Raw genomic sequence first — 16157 nt, 5'->3', positions numbered from 1 at the left:
TGTCGGTCGTTCGGATCTATCTCGAGAATGAGAGAGTTCGACAGTATCCGAGCCGCTCCGCTCTCCGGCGAGCCCCGTACTGGGCGCTATCGCGGCCGAATTGTGCCGATATACGAAGTGGTATTTAAACACCCTCGATATGGTGGGACACATCATATCGCTTACCATCTCTCGAGAATCGTCGATACGACTGAACGGATGTCCCCCGTACGAGCAAGTGAGGAGAAGACCAATGACCACGACCCGACTCAACCGACGACACGTACTACAGTCGATCGGGGCGGCCGGTGTCGGTGCGGTGGCCGGCTGTCTCGATAGCAGCACGCAGGGGAACAGTGCGGAAAGCGACACGTCGGCGGGTGAGGAGGGGCTGCCAGCAGCGAAGGCCGTTGACATCGACCGGATCGCGCGGGATCCGACGGACATCCCGGACCCGGTCGACTGGGACGAGCCCCGCGAACACGACATCACGATCCGAACGGAGCGGGTGACCGCCGAGATCGAGCCCGGAGTCACCTTCGAGTACATGACATTCGAAGGGCAGGTGCCGGGGCCGATGATCCGAGTTCGGCGCGGCGACCGGGTGAACCTCACGTTCGAGGTGCCCGAGGACATGAACAAGGTCGGGCACAACATGGACTTCCACGCGGTCTACGGCCCCGGCGGCGGGGCCGACGCGACCACGATCGGGCCGGGCGACGACCCGACCGAAATCAGCTTCACGGCCGACTACGCGGGCGTGTTCATCTACCACTGTGCGATCCCGAACATGGACATGCACATCAGCAGCGGGATGTTCGGCTCGATCCTCGTCGAGCCCGAGGACGGCCTCCCCGAGGTCGATAATGAGTACTACCTCGGCCAACACGAGATCTACACCGACGGCGAGGTCGGCGAGGAGGGCCACCACAGCTTCGACTTCGACGCGATGCTGGCCGAACAGCCCACCTACGTGGTCTTCAACGGCCAAGCCTACGGCTTCACCAAGGACGGCGGCGTCCCCATGCAGGCCGAGACTGGCGAAACTGCCCGCGTCTACTTCGCCAACGGCGGCCCGAACCTGCTGAGCTCGCTCCACCCCATCGGGAACGTCTGGAGCCGCTACTACCGCGACGGCGACCTCCTGACCGACCCCGAGAAAAACATCGAAACCGCGCCCGTCGCGCCGGGAACCACCACCGCCGCCGAGATGGAGTTCCCCGTGCCCGGCCCGGTCAAGATCGTCGACCACGCGCTGACCCGCGCCGGCCGCCGCGGCGCACTCGGCGTCGTCAACGTCGACGGCGAGCCCACCCGCGATCTCTACGACGAAGATCCGTGATCCGTGAGCGGGAATCGCCCGCCCGCGCCGACTCTTTTCGATTCGTTGTGAGACCGACTCGAGAGGGTGAGAATGAGAGCCATCGGTACGATACCGCCGGTCAGTCCATCGCGCGTGATAGCACGGTTCTCACAGCAGGGAGAACGCAGAAACCGAACCGCCTTCCCGACCGATGGAAACAGGGTTGTATACTTATATCGGTTCGACTGCCAGTGTCACCCGATGGTGTTCGCCCCGATTTCGGCGATGACGTTCGATGCCAGCGATCCGGCCGCGACGGTCGCGATCGGACGGTTGTTCGCGTATCTCGCGATGGGTGTCGCAGCGACGGTGTTGCTCTACTACGGGACGATTTACGTCCGCGAGGTCCTCGCCGTCGAGGCCGGTACCGAACAGTGGTTCCTCCTGATCGGCATCGGTGCGGCGATCGTCTACGCCGTCGCCGGCGTCGGCTCGCTGCTGCTCGAGTCCGCGTGGATCGGCCGGTTCGTCGACGGTGCGATCCTCTTTTTCATCCTCTTTCTCGCGCTGGCGATCCGCGCGATGTACCACGAACAGCCGGATGCGGACGACCGCTCTCGGCTGCTGCCCGCGTGGGCGGACTACGTCGTCGTCGCCGGGTTCATCGCCGCCTGGTGGGGGACGTTCTTGGTCGAGACCTCCTCGAGCCGGCTGGTCGTCGCGGTCGGCTGGGTCGTCACGTCGGCGTGGGCGGTGCTCTACGCCGTCCGCGCCGTTCGCGTCCACGAAGGGACGACGTTCGCCGCGCTGACCCGCCACCTGCTGCCGGCGATCGTCTGCGTGACTGCGGTCGTCTTCGTCGACCTGCTCGCGACCCACCTGAACGGCTACGGCGCGCTCGCCGACGCCGCGTGGCTCGTCGGGACGACGCTCGTCGCCGCCTTCCTGTTCGACACCGCCGTGGCGATCCGCCAGCAGGGCGGCGAACTCGAGCGGCTCTACGACTGGACGACGTGGCGCGAGCAGTCGTTCGACGACCGGTCGGTCGAGTGAGTCGGCGAACGCGCCGAGTCAGAGTCAGAGTTCGCCGCGCAGGACGACTTCGTTATCGACCCGCTGGAGCATGTCTTCGGTGACGACGTAGTCCTCGTCGTCTTCGCCCTCCCAGCCGACGGAGGCGAGCACCTGTTCCGCGACGCTCGGGTCGGGGTCGACGTAGGCCCGCTGGCCCTCGACCTTCGCGACGATTCCGAGTTCCTTCCCCTCGACGTCGACGACCGTTTTCCCGACCGCGTCGTCGGTCAATGGTGCTGTCATATGCAGTCGCTACGACGACGAGCCGGGTAAACGAACGGCCGTCCCGTGCCGGTGCTACCGCCGATGGTCGGTGGGTTCGCTCGAGGCGCTGGAACTCGTGCTGACCGCCGGTGGCGGACGAACCCGGCTGCATACGCGGTGCTGTTTCGCTAAGCGTGAAACGTGAGGCGGCACGATTTTGTGCTGGTATATGGGGCACTGTCTAGTTCTGAACCTCCTTGGCTGGCGTGTTTCCGTCGGGCGCTTGATGCGGTCTTTAACGTTTGAAATTTCATATTGATCTCATAAACTTCTCATCATTCAAACTACTCAACTAGACAGTGCCTGCCATAGCGATTGTTGTTTAAGTGCATCGATCCCTCAATAACGCAGGAGTTGCGATTGAGGTTACTGTATTATAGGACTTCTCCAGAAAAGACCTTTTTGCAGGGACCTGGCACTGAGGGATACAGTTGCCACTCCCTATATCCACTATTAAATACAGCTACCGCATTCGTCACAATCTGAAAAGATTAAGCCAACATTGGTACCAGCAATACATGCCACACATAGAGCCGCAGTTGCCCCGCTAGCGGCGGTTGCACATGAGCCGTAACAGATTCCTTTACTAACAGCCCACTTAGCACAGCTCGCACAGTGGTATGTGCAGTTACCGTGGTCTTGAGTGGTTACTCCTCCTCCGGTCTGTATTGGGGTGAAGTTTTCATCAACCTTATACTGAGAGTGCTCTGTGGCAACTGTATACTCACCAGCTTGATCGCCAGCAGGCTTCGAGTATGTCGCTGTGACAAATTTCTCCTCTGCTACAGGAACTGCATTGATCAACTGTTGCTCTTCTTGGTCAGTTACTGTTCGTTGTAACTCAACTGATGACTCATGCCCAATCAGTGCCACCTCCGTTCCCTCAGGAACGTCACGATATTGTTCTGGAATATCTGACTTGCCTGACGGTATGAGTCTTGCTCCTGTCGTACCGTTCTCGGTTTCAGCGTACGTTAGCGTTCCCAGATTGGTCTTCACGGTTGTTGCCGTCAGTTCCATCTTGTCGACCGACTTTACATCCATCTGTTTAGCTTCAAACCCTCCAACTGCCTCACGGATAGATCTAACTTTAGGACTTGCCAAGACCTGTTCTTTGTGTTCATTCGTTCCGTTTGCCGAGACCATACCGGACCCACCTACGATAGCAGCTGTTCCTACCCCAACAGAATTCAACACTCTTCTTCTATTCACCTTTCCTCTAATGGAGTTATTTTATCCCATATACATCATTTAATATATAATACTATTTGAACCTTCCGCTATTGATTATAACTAACGCTATTAAGAGTGTGATGAGGTATGTATCCATCCGATATTCTTATTGGTTATTGAATTGTACAGAAAGATATGAAACGGATTTACTTCGCTCTCCTTGGCGTAGTGGGACTCATCAGCTCCGGTGGGATCATGATCAAATTCGGAGTAGGTGAAGGAATCACACTCTTCATGATGTTGTCATTATTTATCGCCGCTGATCTATTCATTATCGGGGGAATTAGAGAGAGCATCCCGATCGGATCAACGCAGATCAAATGGTATCATTTGATCGGGGTTGGTATCGTACTGATTGGGTTAGGAATCGGCGTCTCTAGTCTTCTGGATGTCAGCGGATCTAGTGCACTGTCAGCCCAAGTATTCGTGCGGACTGCAACGATGCTCATACTTCTCATCATCGGTATCGACTTCTTTCGAGGCGGTGTCCACCACGATCTATCAATGGTGGAATGATATTTTTCAAGTCCACGATTGGGTCCATACCTGCGATCTACAGCCACTGTTGACGGAGATCCGAATCACGCCGCGCTTGACGAGAGGTGATTCAACGTGACGAACATCGTTATTGGCTGTACAGCGCTGTTAATCCAGGAACAAACAGAATCCACCATATACGGCTGTATTTGGAGTCTATGACCGTGTTTACAGAATGATTTCTGCACGAACTCACTGAGAAACATGACCTCAACGCTGCCGTGTTTCTCGTCGATGGAGCAAAGTATCTTCAAACTGCACTCCGTCGAATTGGGTTCCGATTTCGAGACGAAAAGCATGGAGATCGAAACGCTTCTGAACGAGTCTTTCGTGAGATAAAATGACGCACTTCTTCGTTCTCAAACTGGTCCAGCATCGCAAAACCATCAATCGCAGAATCGTGGCCCCAAGCCTTCACCGTCTGGCACAATGTTACAACACACGACCGCACACGCGTCCCGGGACTATTTGATGCTGGTACCGGTACTAGAGCGGTGACGCGTGCGATTCCGGTACGCGTCTGACGTACGTCCACTATCACTGTCGCGGCCACGACCGTTCCACCACCTATGACACAGACACTCGAGATCAGCGACGACCTAAAGGATCGACTCGACAGCCACTGCGAGGAGGGCGAGACGCCCGAGGAGCTCATCGAGGAGCTGGTTTCGATGTACGAGACGGAAGGGGCGTTCCTGCAGGAAGGCTACTCGGAGTAGCGGATGGCTCCGCGTGTCGTCCCCTCGTTCTTTCGAAACCGCCAACGGGATGATCGACGCCGGTCGGGTAGGTATGAGTGATGATGATACTCAAGTAGCCCGTCCCCGTACCGACCGGTATGCACCTGCTGGTCGCGCTCGACGACTCGGAGCCGGGATGGGCGGCCCTCGAGTTCGCGTGCACCGAACACGTTGACGACGACATCACTGTGGTCCACGCCGTCGACCCGACCAATAGCAGCTACGGCGAGGTGGCACACCTCGGTCCGGACGTGTTGCTCGAGCGCCAGCAGGAGGCCGCCCGGGAACTGCTCGCGTCGGCCGAAGACCGTGCGGCCGACGAGGGCTGTTCACTCGAGACGGAGACGGTTATCGGCCAGCCGGCCGACGCGATCGTCGACTACGCCGCGACCAACGACGTCGATCGAATCATCGTCGGAAGCCACGGCCGGACCGGGTTCTCGAGGGTGTTACTGGGCAGCGTCGCCGAACGGATCGCCCGGCAGGCACCCGTTCCGGTGACGATCGTCCGGTAGTCGTTTCCGCCGCTGTTCGGGGCAACGGGAGCGTTCGGCCCCCACCTGTAAATGCCTCGAGCGGCGTAGTACTGCCCGCGAGCGCGCGACTCGGACGTGGACCGACCGACACTCGAGCGGGGCGGCGTCGACCGAACGACCGCAACAGGACAGACTAATTAAGGCCCACCACAGTCTCGATTACATGAACGATCGCTACGACGTAGTCATCGCCGGTGCCGGCCCCGCCGGCGCACAGTGTGCCCGCGATCTCGCCGCCAGAGGGTACGGCGTCGTCGTCCTCGAGACCGAGGCCGAGGACGAGTTCCCGCGCCAGAGCAACAAGTCCACCGCGGGGACGTTCCACTCCATGATGGCCGCGTTCGGTATCCCGGACGACGTCGTGATGCAGTACACCGACAGCGTCGTCCTCGAGTCGCCGACCGAACACTACGTCCGCGACCAGACCGGCGCGGTACTGGAGTTCGCGGACTTCAAGCGGTATCTCGTCCGCGACAGCCGCGACCGCGGCGCAGAGTACCGCTTCGACGCCCGCGTCACCGCGCCGATCATGGAGAACGGCGAGATCGCCGGCGTCACCTACAACGGCGACGAGGAGGTCTACGGCGACATCGTCATCGACGCGACGGGACCGAACGCGCCCCTCGCGAAGGAACTCGGCGTCGTCGACCTCGAACGCGAGAACCAGGCCATCGGCATCGAGTACGAGTTCGAGGGGATCGATATCGATCGCCCCGGCTTCGCCGACCTGCGCGACGCCATGATGTTGCGCCTGGACCACGATATCGCGCCCGGCGGCTACTCCTGGATCTTCCACACCGGCGAGGACACCGCCAAGGTCGGCCTCTGTTACATTCAGAACGACAGCCACGACCAGTACAGCCGGGACGATTTCACCATCGACGACTACCTCTCTCACTGGCTCGATACCGATCCGCGGTTCCAGGACGCAGAGCGGATCGAGGGCAAACAGCACCGCGGATCGGCCCACATTCAGGCGCCCGGCGACCTCCACACCGATCGGTTCATGGCGATCGGCGACACCGTTCCGAGCCTCGACCCGCTCTGGGGCGAGGGGATCAACAAGTGCATGCTGTCGGGTCGGGCCGCCGCCGCCACCGCCGATAGCGTCCTCAAACACGACGGCGTCGAGCCGACCGCCGAGAACCTCGAGGTCTACGAAACCCTCTGGCACCGCGACGTCGCACCCAACGCCAAGAGCCGACTGCTGATGACCCAACTCCTCTATCTCGCGCCGAACGACCGCTACGACAAGCTCATGCGGGACCTCCAGCGACTCGACGACGACACGCTGGCCAAAGCGAACAAGGGCGACACCCTCGCGATCGCACGCCTGCTCGAGCCCGGGGACGCGCCGCTGCTCGTCGACCTCGCGAAACAGCGACTCGATTTCGATCTCGGCTCCTTGCTGTAAGCCGTCGCGGCCAACCCGGTTACCGCCCGCTACTCGTCGTCGTTACGATTGTGACCGAAAACCCAGCAACGGCTTCGGAGAGCCGGCGGCGGCGAATTAGGCGAGAAACTGTGACTCGAAGGACTGAACGCTCTCGTCCGTGCCCGCGAGAACGACCGCGTCGTCGCTCTCGAGGACGAACGACGAGGGGTCGAACTCGACGATGGTCTCGCCGTCGCGGACGGCGGCGAGGACGGTACAGCCCGTCCGCGAGCGGACGTCGGCGTCGGCGACGGTCCGTCCCGCCAGCCGCCCCGCGGGGAGTTTCACGACGTCGATCTGCCTGTCGACGGCGAGCACCTCCTCGTCCTCGAAGACGGTCGAGGCGAGCATCCGCCCGCTGACGGTCGCCAGCGACTGCACGTAGTCCGCGCCGGCCCGGTACAGCTTCTGCTCGCTTTCCGCGTCGTTCGCCCGCACGACGATGTCGACCGACGGGTTCAGGTCCCGCGCGACGAGCGTCGCGAAGATCGCCGTCGTGTCGTCGTCGAGGGTGACGATCACCGCGGACGCGTCGTCGATGCCGGTCTCGCGGACCGCCGCCGGATCGCGGGCGTCACCGATCACGTCGACGCCCTCCTTGTCGGCGCTGTCGAGAACGGTCACTCGAGAGTCCGTCTCGGCGAGCGCCTCTCCCGCCGCGTCCCCCGCTTCGCCGTAGCCGGCGATCACGACGTGCCGGGCCGAGAAGGGTTGGACCGTCGACGCCGCCTCGGACCGCAAGGCGTCGATCCGGTCAGCGTCCCCCGCGACGAGCAGTCGCGTGCCCGTATCGAGTTCGCGATCCGGCGGAATCGGGCTCTCGAACTCGCCGTCGATCCACGCGCCGATGCCGTCGACGCCGAACCGCTCGCGGAGCCGGACGTCGCCGGCGGTCCGCCGGCAGAGGTCGCTCCCCTCCGCGATCGAGAGTTCGACCAGTTCCAGCCCGTTTCCGATTTCGACCCCCTCGTCGACCGCGGTCGTCACGGCCGTCGGCACCCGGTGGGCGAGGCTCTCGCCGAGCAACTGGCGCGGCGAGAGCACCTCGTCCGCGCCCGCGATCCGGTGGTACTCCCCCAGCCGCTGGTCCTCGACCAGCGTCGCGATCCGCACGTCGGGGTTGGCCTCCCGCGCCGAGAGGACGATGCTCGCGTTCGTGTCGTCGGCTGAATCGGCCACGACCGCCGTCGCCCGTTCGATGCCGGCGTTCTCGAGGACGTCGATCGACTCGGGGTCCCCGTGGACGACCCGCCGGTCCGTTTCGTGTAGTTCGGTCGCCGTCCCCTCGTCGGACTCGACGACGACGTACTCCTGCCCGCGGGACTCGAGTTCCTCGATGAACGCCTCTCCGCGGGACGTGTACTCGCAGATGATCACGTGATCCTCGAGGTCGGGAGCGGCCGTCGGGGCCGTCGTCGAGAGCGCGTTTCGAAGCCACGGGACGGCGAAGACGTCGACCGCGGTGAGGATCAGGCCGATCCCCATGACTTGCAACCCGATGGTCAAGATATACATTTGCGGCGTCGCCCAGCCCGCATCCTCGCCGTATCCGGTCGTGGTGAACGATTGAAAGACGATTCCGAGCGATCGAAAGAGCGGCTGCGGATCGTTCTCCCACGTCGCAATTCCGTAGTTGTACACCAGCGTGGAGACGACGGTCGTCACGACCACCAGCCCGATGTAGTAACCGGTGCGGCGGGACCTCCACAGTGACATACGCCACCTATTCGACGGACGGCTGTTGACGGTACCGGTCGATGCGATCGACGTAAATCCCGACCACGACCCCGCATACGAGGGCTCTATCGACACCGAAACGGCCAGAGAGACCGCCTCCGCCGCCGATTTATATCTCCGGTTCCACGTTCCGACGGATGGCGCTGCTCGAGAACCTCGTGTTGGTGTTCGTCGCCGGCCTGATCACGGCGCTTGCGACCGGTCTCGGCGCGCTCCCGTTTTTCTTCTTCGAGGGAGTCAGCGACCGGCGAAACGTGATCCTCTGGGGGCTCTCCTCCGGGATCATGGTCTCGGCATCGCTGTTCGGCCTCGTCGAGGAGGGGCTGGCCGAGGGGACACCCCTCGAGATCGGCATCGGGATGGCGGCCGGGGTCGCGCTCGTCGTCCTCGCACACGACGTGCTGATGGACACCGACATCGATCCCCACCAGTACGAGGCAGCCGACTTCAAGAAACTCGTTCTCATCCTCGGCATTCTGACCGTCCACAGCTTTCCCGAGGGCGTGGCGATCGGCGTCTCCTTCGCCGATCTCGGCCTCGAGGGCGGCACCGAACTCCTCGGCTTTACGGTCCCGGTCCTCGCGATTTTCATGACGATCGCGATTTCGATCCACAATATTCCCGAGGGGACCGCGATCTCGATCCCGCTGCGCTCGATGGACGTCGCCAACTGGAAACTGGTCTGGTGGGCCGTCTTCTCGAGTCTCCCCCAGCCGATCGGGGCCGTCCTCGCGTTCGGCTTCGTCCGCTACGCCCGGGAGTTCCTCCCCTACGGCTTCGGCTTCGCCGCCGGCGCGATGATCTATCTGGTGCTCACGGAGTTCGTCCCCGAAGCGCTCGAGATCGGGGAGCGACTGCCTCGAGGCGGGAAGCCCGAACTCGCGGGCGGCATCGCCGTCGGGGTACTCGTGATGGTGCCGCTCGCGTTCGTCTGAATCACTCGAGCACCCGCCCGTGCTCGTCGATCTCGTCCTTCACGATCCGGGTCGAGGAGATTCGCTCGCCGTCGTCGGCGTAGACGTAGGGCGCGACGATTCCCGACAGCGGCTCGAATCCGCGTTCGCGCCGTCGCTCGTTGATCGCCTCGAGTTCGGGGGCCGTCTCGGGGGAGACCACCAGCGCGTCGATCGATGGCTCGTCGGTCGCGATGCCGTACTCGGACTCGAGCGTGCGCAGTTCGACGTCCCGATTCCACTCGTCGAGGGCGGCGAGTTCCGCGGTCACGGCTCGGGTCCGCTCCTCGAGCGACGGGATCGGGCGGGGCTCGTGACGCGTTTCGACCGCCAGTTCGTCGCCCGTCACCGCGACGACGACGCCGTCCTCGCCGAAGCGCAGCGCGTGCTCGAAGAGGGATCGATGACCGTCGTGGAGCGGCCCGAACGTGCCGGCGACTGCGACTCGCATGGGCGAACCGAGTACGAGGGCCCCCATAACTGTGGTGCGGCTCGGCCGGCGGCGAGCCGAAGCAGAAACAGTCCGCTGCCGAGACAGACCGGCTCCGCTGCGACAAAGGCGACGCCTCAGACCCGTTCGACGCGCGTTCTATCTGTCACCGTACCGCCCTCGAGAATCCGCGCCCGAAGCCCGCCGCGGTGAACCAGCGCCTCGCGGACGCCCTGTTTCTCGAGGTGGGACTCGAGGTACGAACACGGTTCGCAGAGCTCTATGCCCTCGCAGAGGACCGCCCCGATCCGAAACCGCTCGCCGACCAGTCGGTTCAGCGCGACGCCCTCCGTCGTGAGATTTCGTCGGTGAACCCCCGGCTCGAGCGGGATGTCGTAGTCGCGCTCGACCGCTTCGAGGGCTTCCGATTCGATCAGGGTCAGATCACACCCCTCGCGGTCGGCGAACGTGCCCTCGCTGGCGAAGTAGCGGTCACCCTCGAGACCCCGCCCGGCGACCGCCTCGACGCGGTCGACTCGGTCCATCGGTGCGCCCTGTGCCGGCGCGACGTGGATCGCCCGGATTCGACCACTCATACGAGGGAGATGGAACTGCTCGGACGTAATCGCTCCGACATCACACCGACTCCGGCAACCAGCCGCCGTCGACCTCGAGGTTCTACACCCACCGTTTTACTGCGTCGGGGTCTCTCACTCCGTTCGAGACCCGCTCCTCGCAAAAATCTGGACCAAAAACTACCCGCGGCGCACTGCGCCGCGGTTCGACTGCGCGTCGCACTCACACCGACTCGGGCAACCAACCGCCGTCGACCTCGAGGTTTTCCCCGCTAACGTAGCCGCTCTCCGGGTCGAGGAAGAAGTACAGCGGCGCGATCAGGTCCTCGAAGCTCGCGGGCCGGTCGCGGGGCAGTTCCTCGGGAAATTCCGCGGAGTTCTCGACGACGTACGGCGAGATGGCGTTGACCGTGATCCCGTCGTCTTGCGTGTCGGCCGCGAGCATGCGCGTAAACATCAATACGCCCTTCTTCGCGACGAAATAGGGGAAGTTTTTCGGACTCACGAGGCCCTGTTCGCTCGAGGCGTAGCCGATATTCACGATCCGCCCGTACTCGCCCTCTCGCATCTCGGGCAGCGCCCGCTTCGAACAGAGATAGGTCCCGTTGAGATTGGTCTCGAGCACCCGGTTCCACGCCTCGAACTCGAGGTCGGCCCAGTGGGCGGGCGCGAAGTCGCCGACGTTGTTTACCAGCACGTCGACGCTCCCGAGTTCGGCCTCGACGGCCGAGAAGAGCCCGTCGACGCTCTCGGGATCGGTCACGTCGCCCTGAATCGTCATCGCTTCGGACCCGCTGCGTTCGCGGGCCTCGTCGGCCACCTCGCGAGCGGCGTCGGCGCTCGTGTGGTAGTGAACCGCCGTCCGCGCACCGCAGTCGGCCGTCGAAAGCAGGAGTTCGCGACCGACGCCGACCGCTGCGCCCGTAACGAGTACCGTCTGCCCGTCGAGATCCGGTCCCTCCATGTCCCAGCCGTCGGTGACGGCGTGGAAAAATCGACCGGTTACGCACACGCAAGTGCCCCGCTGCGGACGGTGTTCCCTAACCCGCGGATTTACGGCGGTGGACAGGTAACCCCTCTGCTATGTTAGACACAGTGTTGCTCGCCGTCGGTCCCGGTGACGCCGACCGCAGCGATCAACTGGCCGAAGCGGTCCTCGAAGTAGCGAAACCCGCCGACGCGACCGTCGTTCTCGCACACGTGTTCACGAGCAACGAGTACGACGAGGTACTCGACCGCCTCGAGTTCGATACGGACGCCGACACGGTCGACCCCGACGCGGTCGCGGCGCGCCATTCGACGATCCACGACCTCGAGTCGGTCCTCGACGAGCACGACGTCGACTACGAGGTCCGGGGGGCCGTCGGGGAACACGGGCCGACGATCGTCGATCTGGCGGCGAGTACCGCGGCCGACCGGGTCATCGTCGGCGGCCGGCGGCGGTCGCCGACCGGCAAGGCCGTCTTCGGCTCGACGGCACAGGAAGTGATGCTGTCGGCTCCCTGTCCCGTCACGTTCGTCCGTCACGACGAATAGGCCGGCGGGTCGGTCGCGTGGGGTGACCTCGCGCAGTACGCCACAGTGTCGTCCGAGTGACGACGCCACGCGACATGACGAGCGTGCTGTAATACCGCCTTGACGAGAATACTTAAGCGGGTGGCCAGACCATTGTGAGCGTATGGCAATCGATACGGTGCTTCTCGCGGTCGGCCCCATGGACACAGTGCGCGCGCCGGAACTCGCCGAAACGGTCCTCGAGATCGCGGACCCCCTCGAGGCGACCGTCGTGATCGGGCACGCGTTCACGGCGGACGAGTACGAGGACGTCCGCGAGGACCTCGGCTTCGACGACCGCGTCGAGGACGTCGATCCCGACGCGGTCGCCGCTCGGCGCGCGCCGGTGCCGGAACTCGCCGAGCGGTTCGAGGAGGCCGGCGTCGAGTACGAGATCAAGGGTGCGCTCGGCGAGATCAGCACGAAGGTCGTCGATATGGCGATCGACGTCGACGCGGACCGGATGGTCGTCGGCGGCCGGCGGCGCTCGCCCGCCGAAAAGGCCGTTCTCGGCTCCGTTTCACAGGAAATCATCCTGCAGGCACCCTGTCCGATCACGTACTTCCGCGACCTCGACGTGATGGAGTAGCGACGCCACCGCGAGGCGGTCACCGATTCCGCTCGCCGCCGTCTCGCTATCGGCTCCGTAACGTATCGAAATTGCTACTCGTCGCCGAGTATAATCTGGGTAGTTAAGTACGGTGACGGTCGTCGCTAGGACAACATGGTCTACTATGCGGGCGTCGATCTCGGCGCGACCAACGTCCGGGCCATCGTCGCCGAGGCCGACGGGACGACGATCGGCGTGAGTCGCCGATCCACACCACGCGGGCCGACGGGTATCGACGTGACTGAGGGTGTGCTTCGAACGCTTCGCGAGGCGTGTGGCGACGCCGGGGTCGACCCCGAGCGAATCGCCGCCACAGGGATCGGCTCGATCGGGCCGTTCGACCTCGCGGAGGGCGCGGTGATCGATCCGGCCAACCTCCCGAGTTCGATCGACCGGATCCCACTGACGGGACCGATCGCGAAACTGATCGACAGCGAGGACGTCTACCTCCACAACGACACCGCCGCGGGCGTCATCGGCGAGCGCTTTCACGCCGCCAGCAACCCGGACGACATGGCCTACATCACTATCTCCTCGGGGATCGGTGCCGGCGTCTGCTGCGATGGGTCCGTGATGAGCGGCTGGGACGGCAACGTCGGCGAAGTCGGCCACTACGTCGTCGATCCCCGCGGCCGCCTGACGTGTGGCTGCGGCCGCGAGGGCCACTGGGAGGCCTACTGCTCGGGCAACGCCATCCCCGACTACGCCCGGCTGCTCGCCGAGGACGACCCGACGATCTCGACGGACCTCCCGCTCGAGGGGGCGGAGTTCACGGCGAAGGACGTCTTCGAGCTGGCGGGGGAGGACGAACTGGCCGATTACGTCATCGAACAGCTCGCCCACTGGAACGCGATCGGCGTGACCAACGTGGTCCACGCGTTCGCGCCGATCGTCGTCTCCTTCGGCGGCGCGGTCGCCCTGCACAACGAGGAACTCGTCGTCGATCCCATTCGCGAGCGCGTCTCCGAGATGGTCATGACGAACGTCCCCGAGATCCGGGTCACCGACCTCGGCGACGATGTCGTCGTCGAGGGCGCGCTGGCGAGCGCGCTGACCGAGGGAACCGGCGATCGGCGACGGATGCGCGGCTGAACCGCTCGCGGACCCAGGGCCCGAGTGCTCTCGAGTCGGCATCGCCGAGACGAGAGACGAGCCCACGAGCCTCGAGTGCGGCCGCGAGCAGCCACCTTCTATGTACCTGCAGCACCCAGCTGTGGGTATGGAGCGGAGAGCGTTTCTCGCGACGAGTGGTGCCGCCGGCCTCGCCCTGTCCCTCTCGAGCGCGGGAGCGGGCGCGTCGTCTCGATCGAGTCCCGTCGTCCGGCAGGAAGGCGGGTACGAACCGCTCGGTCGAATCCCCGTCTCTGGTGCCGCGGAAGCCGTCGTCGCCGACGACGGCGAAACGGTCGCCGTCGCCGTCGCGACCGGGTTCGTAACCGTCGACATGAGCGATCCCGCCGACCCGACGATCCTCGCCGAGGAACGCGATATCGAACTACAGGGAGAGACCTTGTCCCAAATCCTCGACGTGACCGTCGACGGCGACCGACTGGTCGTCGCGGGCCCGGCCAACCCGGGTCCCGGAATCAAGGGATTTCGCTGCTACGACGTGAGCGATCCCGCCGATCCCGTCTCGGTCGGTGCGTACGAAACCGGCTACCACATCCACAACTGCTACCTCGAGGACGAGCTGCTGTTCGTCGCGGCGAACACGCAACGGGAGAATCCGCTCGTCATCTACGATGTCGGCGGCGACGAGATCACCCACGTCGGTACGTGGTCGCTGCTGGATCGCGAACCCGGATGGCGCGATACCAACATGTTCGCCCGCTACCTCCACGATGTCTACGTTCAAGACGGGATGGCCTACCTCGCCCACTGGAACGCGGGGACCTATCTGGTCGACGTGAGCGATCCGACCGAGCCCGAATACGTCTCGCACGTCGCGGAGACCACGCTCGCGGAGCAACGCGAGATCGACGACTGGCGGGACGCCGCCTACGGGTTGCCGGGCAACGATCACTACGCCGCGGTCGACGAGACCGGCGACCTCATGGCCGTCGGGCGGGAGGCGTGGGCGACCGGCGGCCCGGCCCCCGATCGGCCGGGCGGGATCGACCTCTACGACGTGAGCGATCCCGCGGAGCCGGTTCACCGCGGATCGATCGACCCCCCGCGGACGACCGACGAGTCACAGAGCGGGGGCACGTGGACGACGTCGCACAACTTCGAACTGCGCGACGGGCGGCTCTACTCGTCGTGGTATCGCGCTGGCGTGAAGATCCACGATGTCTCCGATCCCGCCGACCCCGAGCAACTCGCCTGGTGGCGCGACCCCGCCGAGACCGGCTTCTGGACGGCCCGCGTCCTCGAGCCCGGCGAAACGTTCCTCGCGAGCAGTACCGAGGCGATCTCGAACACGTCGCTCGAGGGGGCGCTCTATACCTTCCCGATCGAGGAGGGCGAACAGGCCGATCCGCCGTCGCTACAGGAACCCACTAGCTGGGGCGCCGACAGTTCCGAGACGAACGAGACGAGTGGGTCTGCCAACGAAAGCGAAGCCGACGGAGGCGACGACTCGATTCCCGGCTTTACCGGCCTCGGTGGCCTCGCCGTCGGCGGGATAGGGCTCGAGTGGCTGCGCCGGCGCGGAAACGTTCAGGATTAATCCGTGGAATTTCGGCGGCGTGACCGAACTTATACACCGTTCGAGTGCCTAGCACGGGGCATGACTGACTCCGAGGACGAGGCGTCGCTGAAAGAACGCGTCGAGCAGTGGATGGCCCGGGAGATGCCGATCATCCAGATGCACGGCGGGACCAGCGCGGTGCGGGCGGCCGACCCCGAGACCGGCGAGGTCATCATCGAACTCGGCGGCGGCTGCAAGGGCTGTTCGGTCAGCGACGTGACGACGGGCAACATCGAAGCCGAACTCATCACGTGGCCCGAAATCGACGAGGTCACCGTCCGCGTGCCCGACGCGCGCGACAGCCTCGGCGGCCCCGACCAGCCCGAAACCATCATGGGCGTCGACCGGACCGAGGGCGGCCGCGGCGACTGGGGCTCGTCGAACCCGGGCAAAGACCACCTCTGAGTCCGCTGGGAAATCGCCGTTCGCGGCTGCACGCCGCGTGGCCCTCGTTGACAGGGTCGGAGAGTTTTGGCAAGTCCTATATCCTTTTACGCGCCCGTTACGG

General features: G+C 63.9%; 18 protein-coding genes and 1 pseudogene. 13 read left to right on the top strand and 6 right to left on the bottom strand.

From position 1 onward, the window contains the following. Positions 1 to 232 precede the first annotated feature (232 nt). Positions 233 to 1321 (top strand): copper-containing nitrite reductase, encoded by a 1089-nt coding sequence (gene nirK, locus ACT4ML_RS02850; protein ID WP_444719501.1) that lies wholly within the window; start codon positions 233 to 235, stop codon positions 1319 to 1321. Positions 1322 to 1543: 222 nt separating this feature from the next. Beyond that, on the top strand, positions 1544 to 2335 hold the full coding sequence (locus tag ACT4ML_RS02845) for a hypothetical protein (protein ID WP_444719500.1): 792 nt from the start codon (positions 1544 to 1546) through the stop codon (positions 2333 to 2335). Positions 2336 to 2359: 24 nt separating this feature from the next. Here ACT4ML_RS02845 and ACT4ML_RS02840 read toward each other — a convergent pair whose 3' ends face one another. Both ACT4ML_RS02840 and ACT4ML_RS02835 read right to left on the bottom strand, forming a co-directional pair. Then, complete coding sequence (locus ACT4ML_RS02840) at positions 2360 to 2599, bottom strand: hypothetical protein (protein WP_444719499.1); 240 nt, start codon at positions 2597 to 2599, stop codon at positions 2360 to 2362. Positions 2600 to 3073: 474 nt separating this feature from the next. Continuing rightward, a complete protein-coding gene (locus ACT4ML_RS02835) occupies positions 3074 to 3766 on the bottom strand; it encodes a hypothetical protein (protein WP_444719498.1) in 693 nt (230 codons plus the stop codon). Positions 3767 to 3988: 222 nt separating this feature from the next. Between ACT4ML_RS02835 and ACT4ML_RS02830 the strand changes: the two genes are divergently transcribed. The 5 genes and pseudogenes from ACT4ML_RS02830 to ACT4ML_RS02810 all read left to right on the top strand — a co-directional run bounded on the left by ACT4ML_RS02830 (position 3989) and on the right by ACT4ML_RS02810 (position 7080). Then, positions 3989 to 4369 carry a hypothetical protein gene (locus ACT4ML_RS02830; RefSeq protein WP_444719497.1) on the top strand — a complete coding sequence of 127 codons (381 nt, stop codon included), beginning with the start codon at positions 3989 to 3991 and terminating at the stop codon, positions 4367 to 4369. A gap of 10 nt (positions 4370 to 4379) precedes the next feature. Next, a pseudogene (locus tag ACT4ML_RS02825) lies at positions 4380 to 4827 on the top strand (IS6 family transposase); the annotation flags it as partial. A gap of 132 nt (positions 4828 to 4959) precedes the next feature. Continuing rightward, the gene (locus ACT4ML_RS02820; protein ID WP_444719496.1) at positions 4960 to 5109 is read left to right on the top strand and encodes a DUF7557 family protein; all 150 of its coding nucleotides are present in this window, start codon (positions 4960 to 4962) and stop codon (positions 5107 to 5109) included. A 119-nt stretch (positions 5110 to 5228) separates the two neighbouring features. Then, a complete protein-coding gene (locus ACT4ML_RS02815) occupies positions 5229 to 5645 on the top strand; it encodes a universal stress protein (protein WP_138243980.1) in 417 nt (138 codons plus the stop codon). Between the two features lie 184 nt (positions 5646 to 5829). Further along, the gene (locus ACT4ML_RS02810) at positions 5830 to 7080 is read left to right on the top strand and encodes a digeranylgeranylglycerophospholipid reductase (RefSeq protein ID WP_444719495.1); all 1251 of its coding nucleotides are present in this window, start codon (positions 5830 to 5832) and stop codon (positions 7078 to 7080) included. A 96-nt stretch (positions 7081 to 7176) separates the two neighbouring features. Here the strand turns inward: ACT4ML_RS02810 and ACT4ML_RS02805 are convergent, their stop codons facing one another. Next, positions 7177 to 8817 carry a potassium channel family protein gene (locus ACT4ML_RS02805; RefSeq protein ID WP_444719494.1) on the bottom strand — a complete coding sequence of 547 codons (1641 nt, stop codon included), beginning with the start codon at positions 8815 to 8817 and terminating at the stop codon, positions 7177 to 7179. A 158-nt stretch (positions 8818 to 8975) separates the two neighbouring features. Here ACT4ML_RS02805 and ACT4ML_RS02800 point away from each other — a divergent pair, with 158 nt between their 5' ends. Next, positions 8976 to 9773: a ZIP family metal transporter gene (locus ACT4ML_RS02800; protein WP_444719493.1), complete on the top strand. Its 798-nt coding sequence runs from the start codon at positions 8976 to 8978 to the stop codon at positions 9771 to 9773. A 1-nt stretch (position 9774) separates the two neighbouring features. On the opposite strand, the gene ACT4ML_RS02795 is transcribed toward ACT4ML_RS02800, so the two are convergent. From ACT4ML_RS02795 to ACT4ML_RS02785, 3 genes are all read right to left on the bottom strand, one after another. After that, positions 9775 to 10242 (bottom strand): phosphopantetheine adenylyltransferase, encoded by a 468-nt coding sequence (locus ACT4ML_RS02795; protein ID WP_444719492.1) that lies wholly within the window; start codon positions 10240 to 10242, stop codon positions 9775 to 9777. Between the two features lie 116 nt (positions 10243 to 10358). Continuing rightward, the gene (locus ACT4ML_RS02790) at positions 10359 to 10817 is read right to left on the bottom strand and encodes an MOSC domain-containing protein (RefSeq protein ID WP_444719491.1); all 459 of its coding nucleotides are present in this window, start codon (positions 10815 to 10817) and stop codon (positions 10359 to 10361) included. Between the two features lie 202 nt (positions 10818 to 11019). Further along, complete coding sequence (locus tag ACT4ML_RS02785; RefSeq protein WP_444719490.1) at positions 11020 to 11760, bottom strand: SDR family NAD(P)-dependent oxidoreductase; 741 nt, start codon at positions 11758 to 11760, stop codon at positions 11020 to 11022. Between the two features lie 119 nt (positions 11761 to 11879). Between ACT4ML_RS02785 and ACT4ML_RS02780 the strand changes: the two genes are divergently transcribed. The 5 genes from ACT4ML_RS02780 (at position 11880) to ACT4ML_RS02760 (ending at position 16054) form a co-directional block, all read left to right on the top strand. Next, positions 11880 to 12332 carry a universal stress protein gene (locus tag ACT4ML_RS02780; RefSeq protein ID WP_444719489.1) on the top strand — a complete coding sequence of 151 codons (453 nt, stop codon included), beginning with the start codon at positions 11880 to 11882 and terminating at the stop codon, positions 12330 to 12332. A gap of 142 nt (positions 12333 to 12474) precedes the next feature. Further along, positions 12475 to 12939 (top strand): universal stress protein, encoded by a 465-nt coding sequence (locus ACT4ML_RS02775; protein ID WP_444719488.1) that lies wholly within the window; start codon positions 12475 to 12477, stop codon positions 12937 to 12939. A 135-nt stretch (positions 12940 to 13074) separates the two neighbouring features. After that, a complete protein-coding gene (locus tag ACT4ML_RS02770) occupies positions 13075 to 14052 on the top strand; it encodes an ROK family protein (protein ID WP_444719487.1) in 978 nt (325 codons plus the stop codon). A gap of 127 nt (positions 14053 to 14179) precedes the next feature. Next, complete coding sequence (locus ACT4ML_RS02765; RefSeq protein ID WP_444719486.1) at positions 14180 to 15628, top strand: LVIVD repeat-containing protein; 1449 nt, start codon at positions 14180 to 14182, stop codon at positions 15626 to 15628. Positions 15629 to 15688: 60 nt separating this feature from the next. Continuing rightward, positions 15689 to 16054 carry a NifU family protein gene (locus ACT4ML_RS02760; protein ID WP_444719485.1) on the top strand — a complete coding sequence of 122 codons (366 nt, stop codon included), beginning with the start codon at positions 15689 to 15691 and terminating at the stop codon, positions 16052 to 16054. Positions 16055 to 16157 lie beyond the last annotated feature (103 nt).

Origin of the sequence: Natrinema sp. LN54 (genome assembly GCF_052439245.1) — an archaeon.
Classification (GTDB): domain Archaea; phylum Halobacteriota; class Halobacteria; order Halobacteriales; family Natrialbaceae; genus Natrinema; species Natrinema versiforme_A.
The sequence above is the reverse complement of the archived record's forward strand: the minus strand, read 5'-3'. Positions and strand labels throughout refer to the sequence as shown.

What these genes read in the sequence shown, in the direction of transcription:
- ACT4ML_RS02810 (WP_444719495.1), top strand. Translation starts at nt 5,830, where the DNA reads ATGAACGATCGCTACGACGTAGTCATCGCCGGTGCCGGCCCCGCCGGC.
- ACT4ML_RS02790 (WP_444719491.1), bottom strand. Translation starts at nt 10,817, where the DNA reads ATGAGTGGTCGAATCCGGGCGATCCACGTCGCGCCGGCACAGGGCGCA.
- ACT4ML_RS02795 (WP_444719492.1), bottom strand. Translation starts at nt 10,242, where the DNA reads ATGCGAGTCGCAGTCGCCGGCACGTTCGGGCCGCTCCACGACGGTCAT.
- ACT4ML_RS02800 (WP_444719493.1), top strand. Translation starts at nt 8,976, where the DNA reads ATGGCGCTGCTCGAGAACCTCGTGTTGGTGTTCGTCGCCGGCCTGATC.
- ACT4ML_RS02775 (WP_444719488.1), top strand. Translation starts at nt 12,475, where the DNA reads ATGGCAATCGATACGGTGCTTCTCGCGGTCGGCCCCATGGACACAGTG.
- ACT4ML_RS02785 (WP_444719490.1), bottom strand. Translation starts at nt 11,760, where the DNA reads ATGGAGGGACCGGATCTCGACGGGCAGACGGTACTCGTTACGGGCGCA.
- nirK (WP_444719501.1), top strand. Translation starts at nt 233, where the DNA reads ATGACCACGACCCGACTCAACCGACGACACGTACTACAGTCGATCGGG.
- ACT4ML_RS02820 (WP_444719496.1), top strand. Translation starts at nt 4,960, where the DNA reads ATGACACAGACACTCGAGATCAGCGACGACCTAAAGGATCGACTCGAC.
- ACT4ML_RS02760 (WP_444719485.1), top strand. Translation starts at nt 15,689, where the DNA reads ATGACTGACTCCGAGGACGAGGCGTCGCTGAAAGAACGCGTCGAGCAG.
- ACT4ML_RS02805 (WP_444719494.1), bottom strand. Translation starts at nt 8,817, where the DNA reads ATGTCACTGTGGAGGTCCCGCCGCACCGGTTACTACATCGGGCTGGTG.
- ACT4ML_RS02840 (WP_444719499.1), bottom strand. Translation starts at nt 2,599, where the DNA reads ATGACAGCACCATTGACCGACGACGCGGTCGGGAAAACGGTCGTCGAC.
- ACT4ML_RS02830 (WP_444719497.1), top strand. Translation starts at nt 3,989, where the DNA reads ATGAAACGGATTTACTTCGCTCTCCTTGGCGTAGTGGGACTCATCAGC.
- ACT4ML_RS02815 (WP_138243980.1), top strand. Translation starts at nt 5,229, where the DNA reads ATGCACCTGCTGGTCGCGCTCGACGACTCGGAGCCGGGATGGGCGGCC.
- ACT4ML_RS02845 (WP_444719500.1), top strand. Translation starts at nt 1,544, where the DNA reads ATGGTGTTCGCCCCGATTTCGGCGATGACGTTCGATGCCAGCGATCCG.
- ACT4ML_RS02770 (WP_444719487.1), top strand. Translation starts at nt 13,075, where the DNA reads ATGGTCTACTATGCGGGCGTCGATCTCGGCGCGACCAACGTCCGGGCC.
- ACT4ML_RS02765 (WP_444719486.1), top strand. Translation starts at nt 14,180, where the DNA reads ATGGAGCGGAGAGCGTTTCTCGCGACGAGTGGTGCCGCCGGCCTCGCC.
- ACT4ML_RS02835 (WP_444719498.1), bottom strand. Translation starts at nt 3,766, where the DNA reads ATGGTCTCGGCAAACGGAACGAATGAACACAAAGAACAGGTCTTGGCA.
- ACT4ML_RS02780 (WP_444719489.1), top strand. Translation starts at nt 11,880, where the DNA reads ATGTTAGACACAGTGTTGCTCGCCGTCGGTCCCGGTGACGCCGACCGC.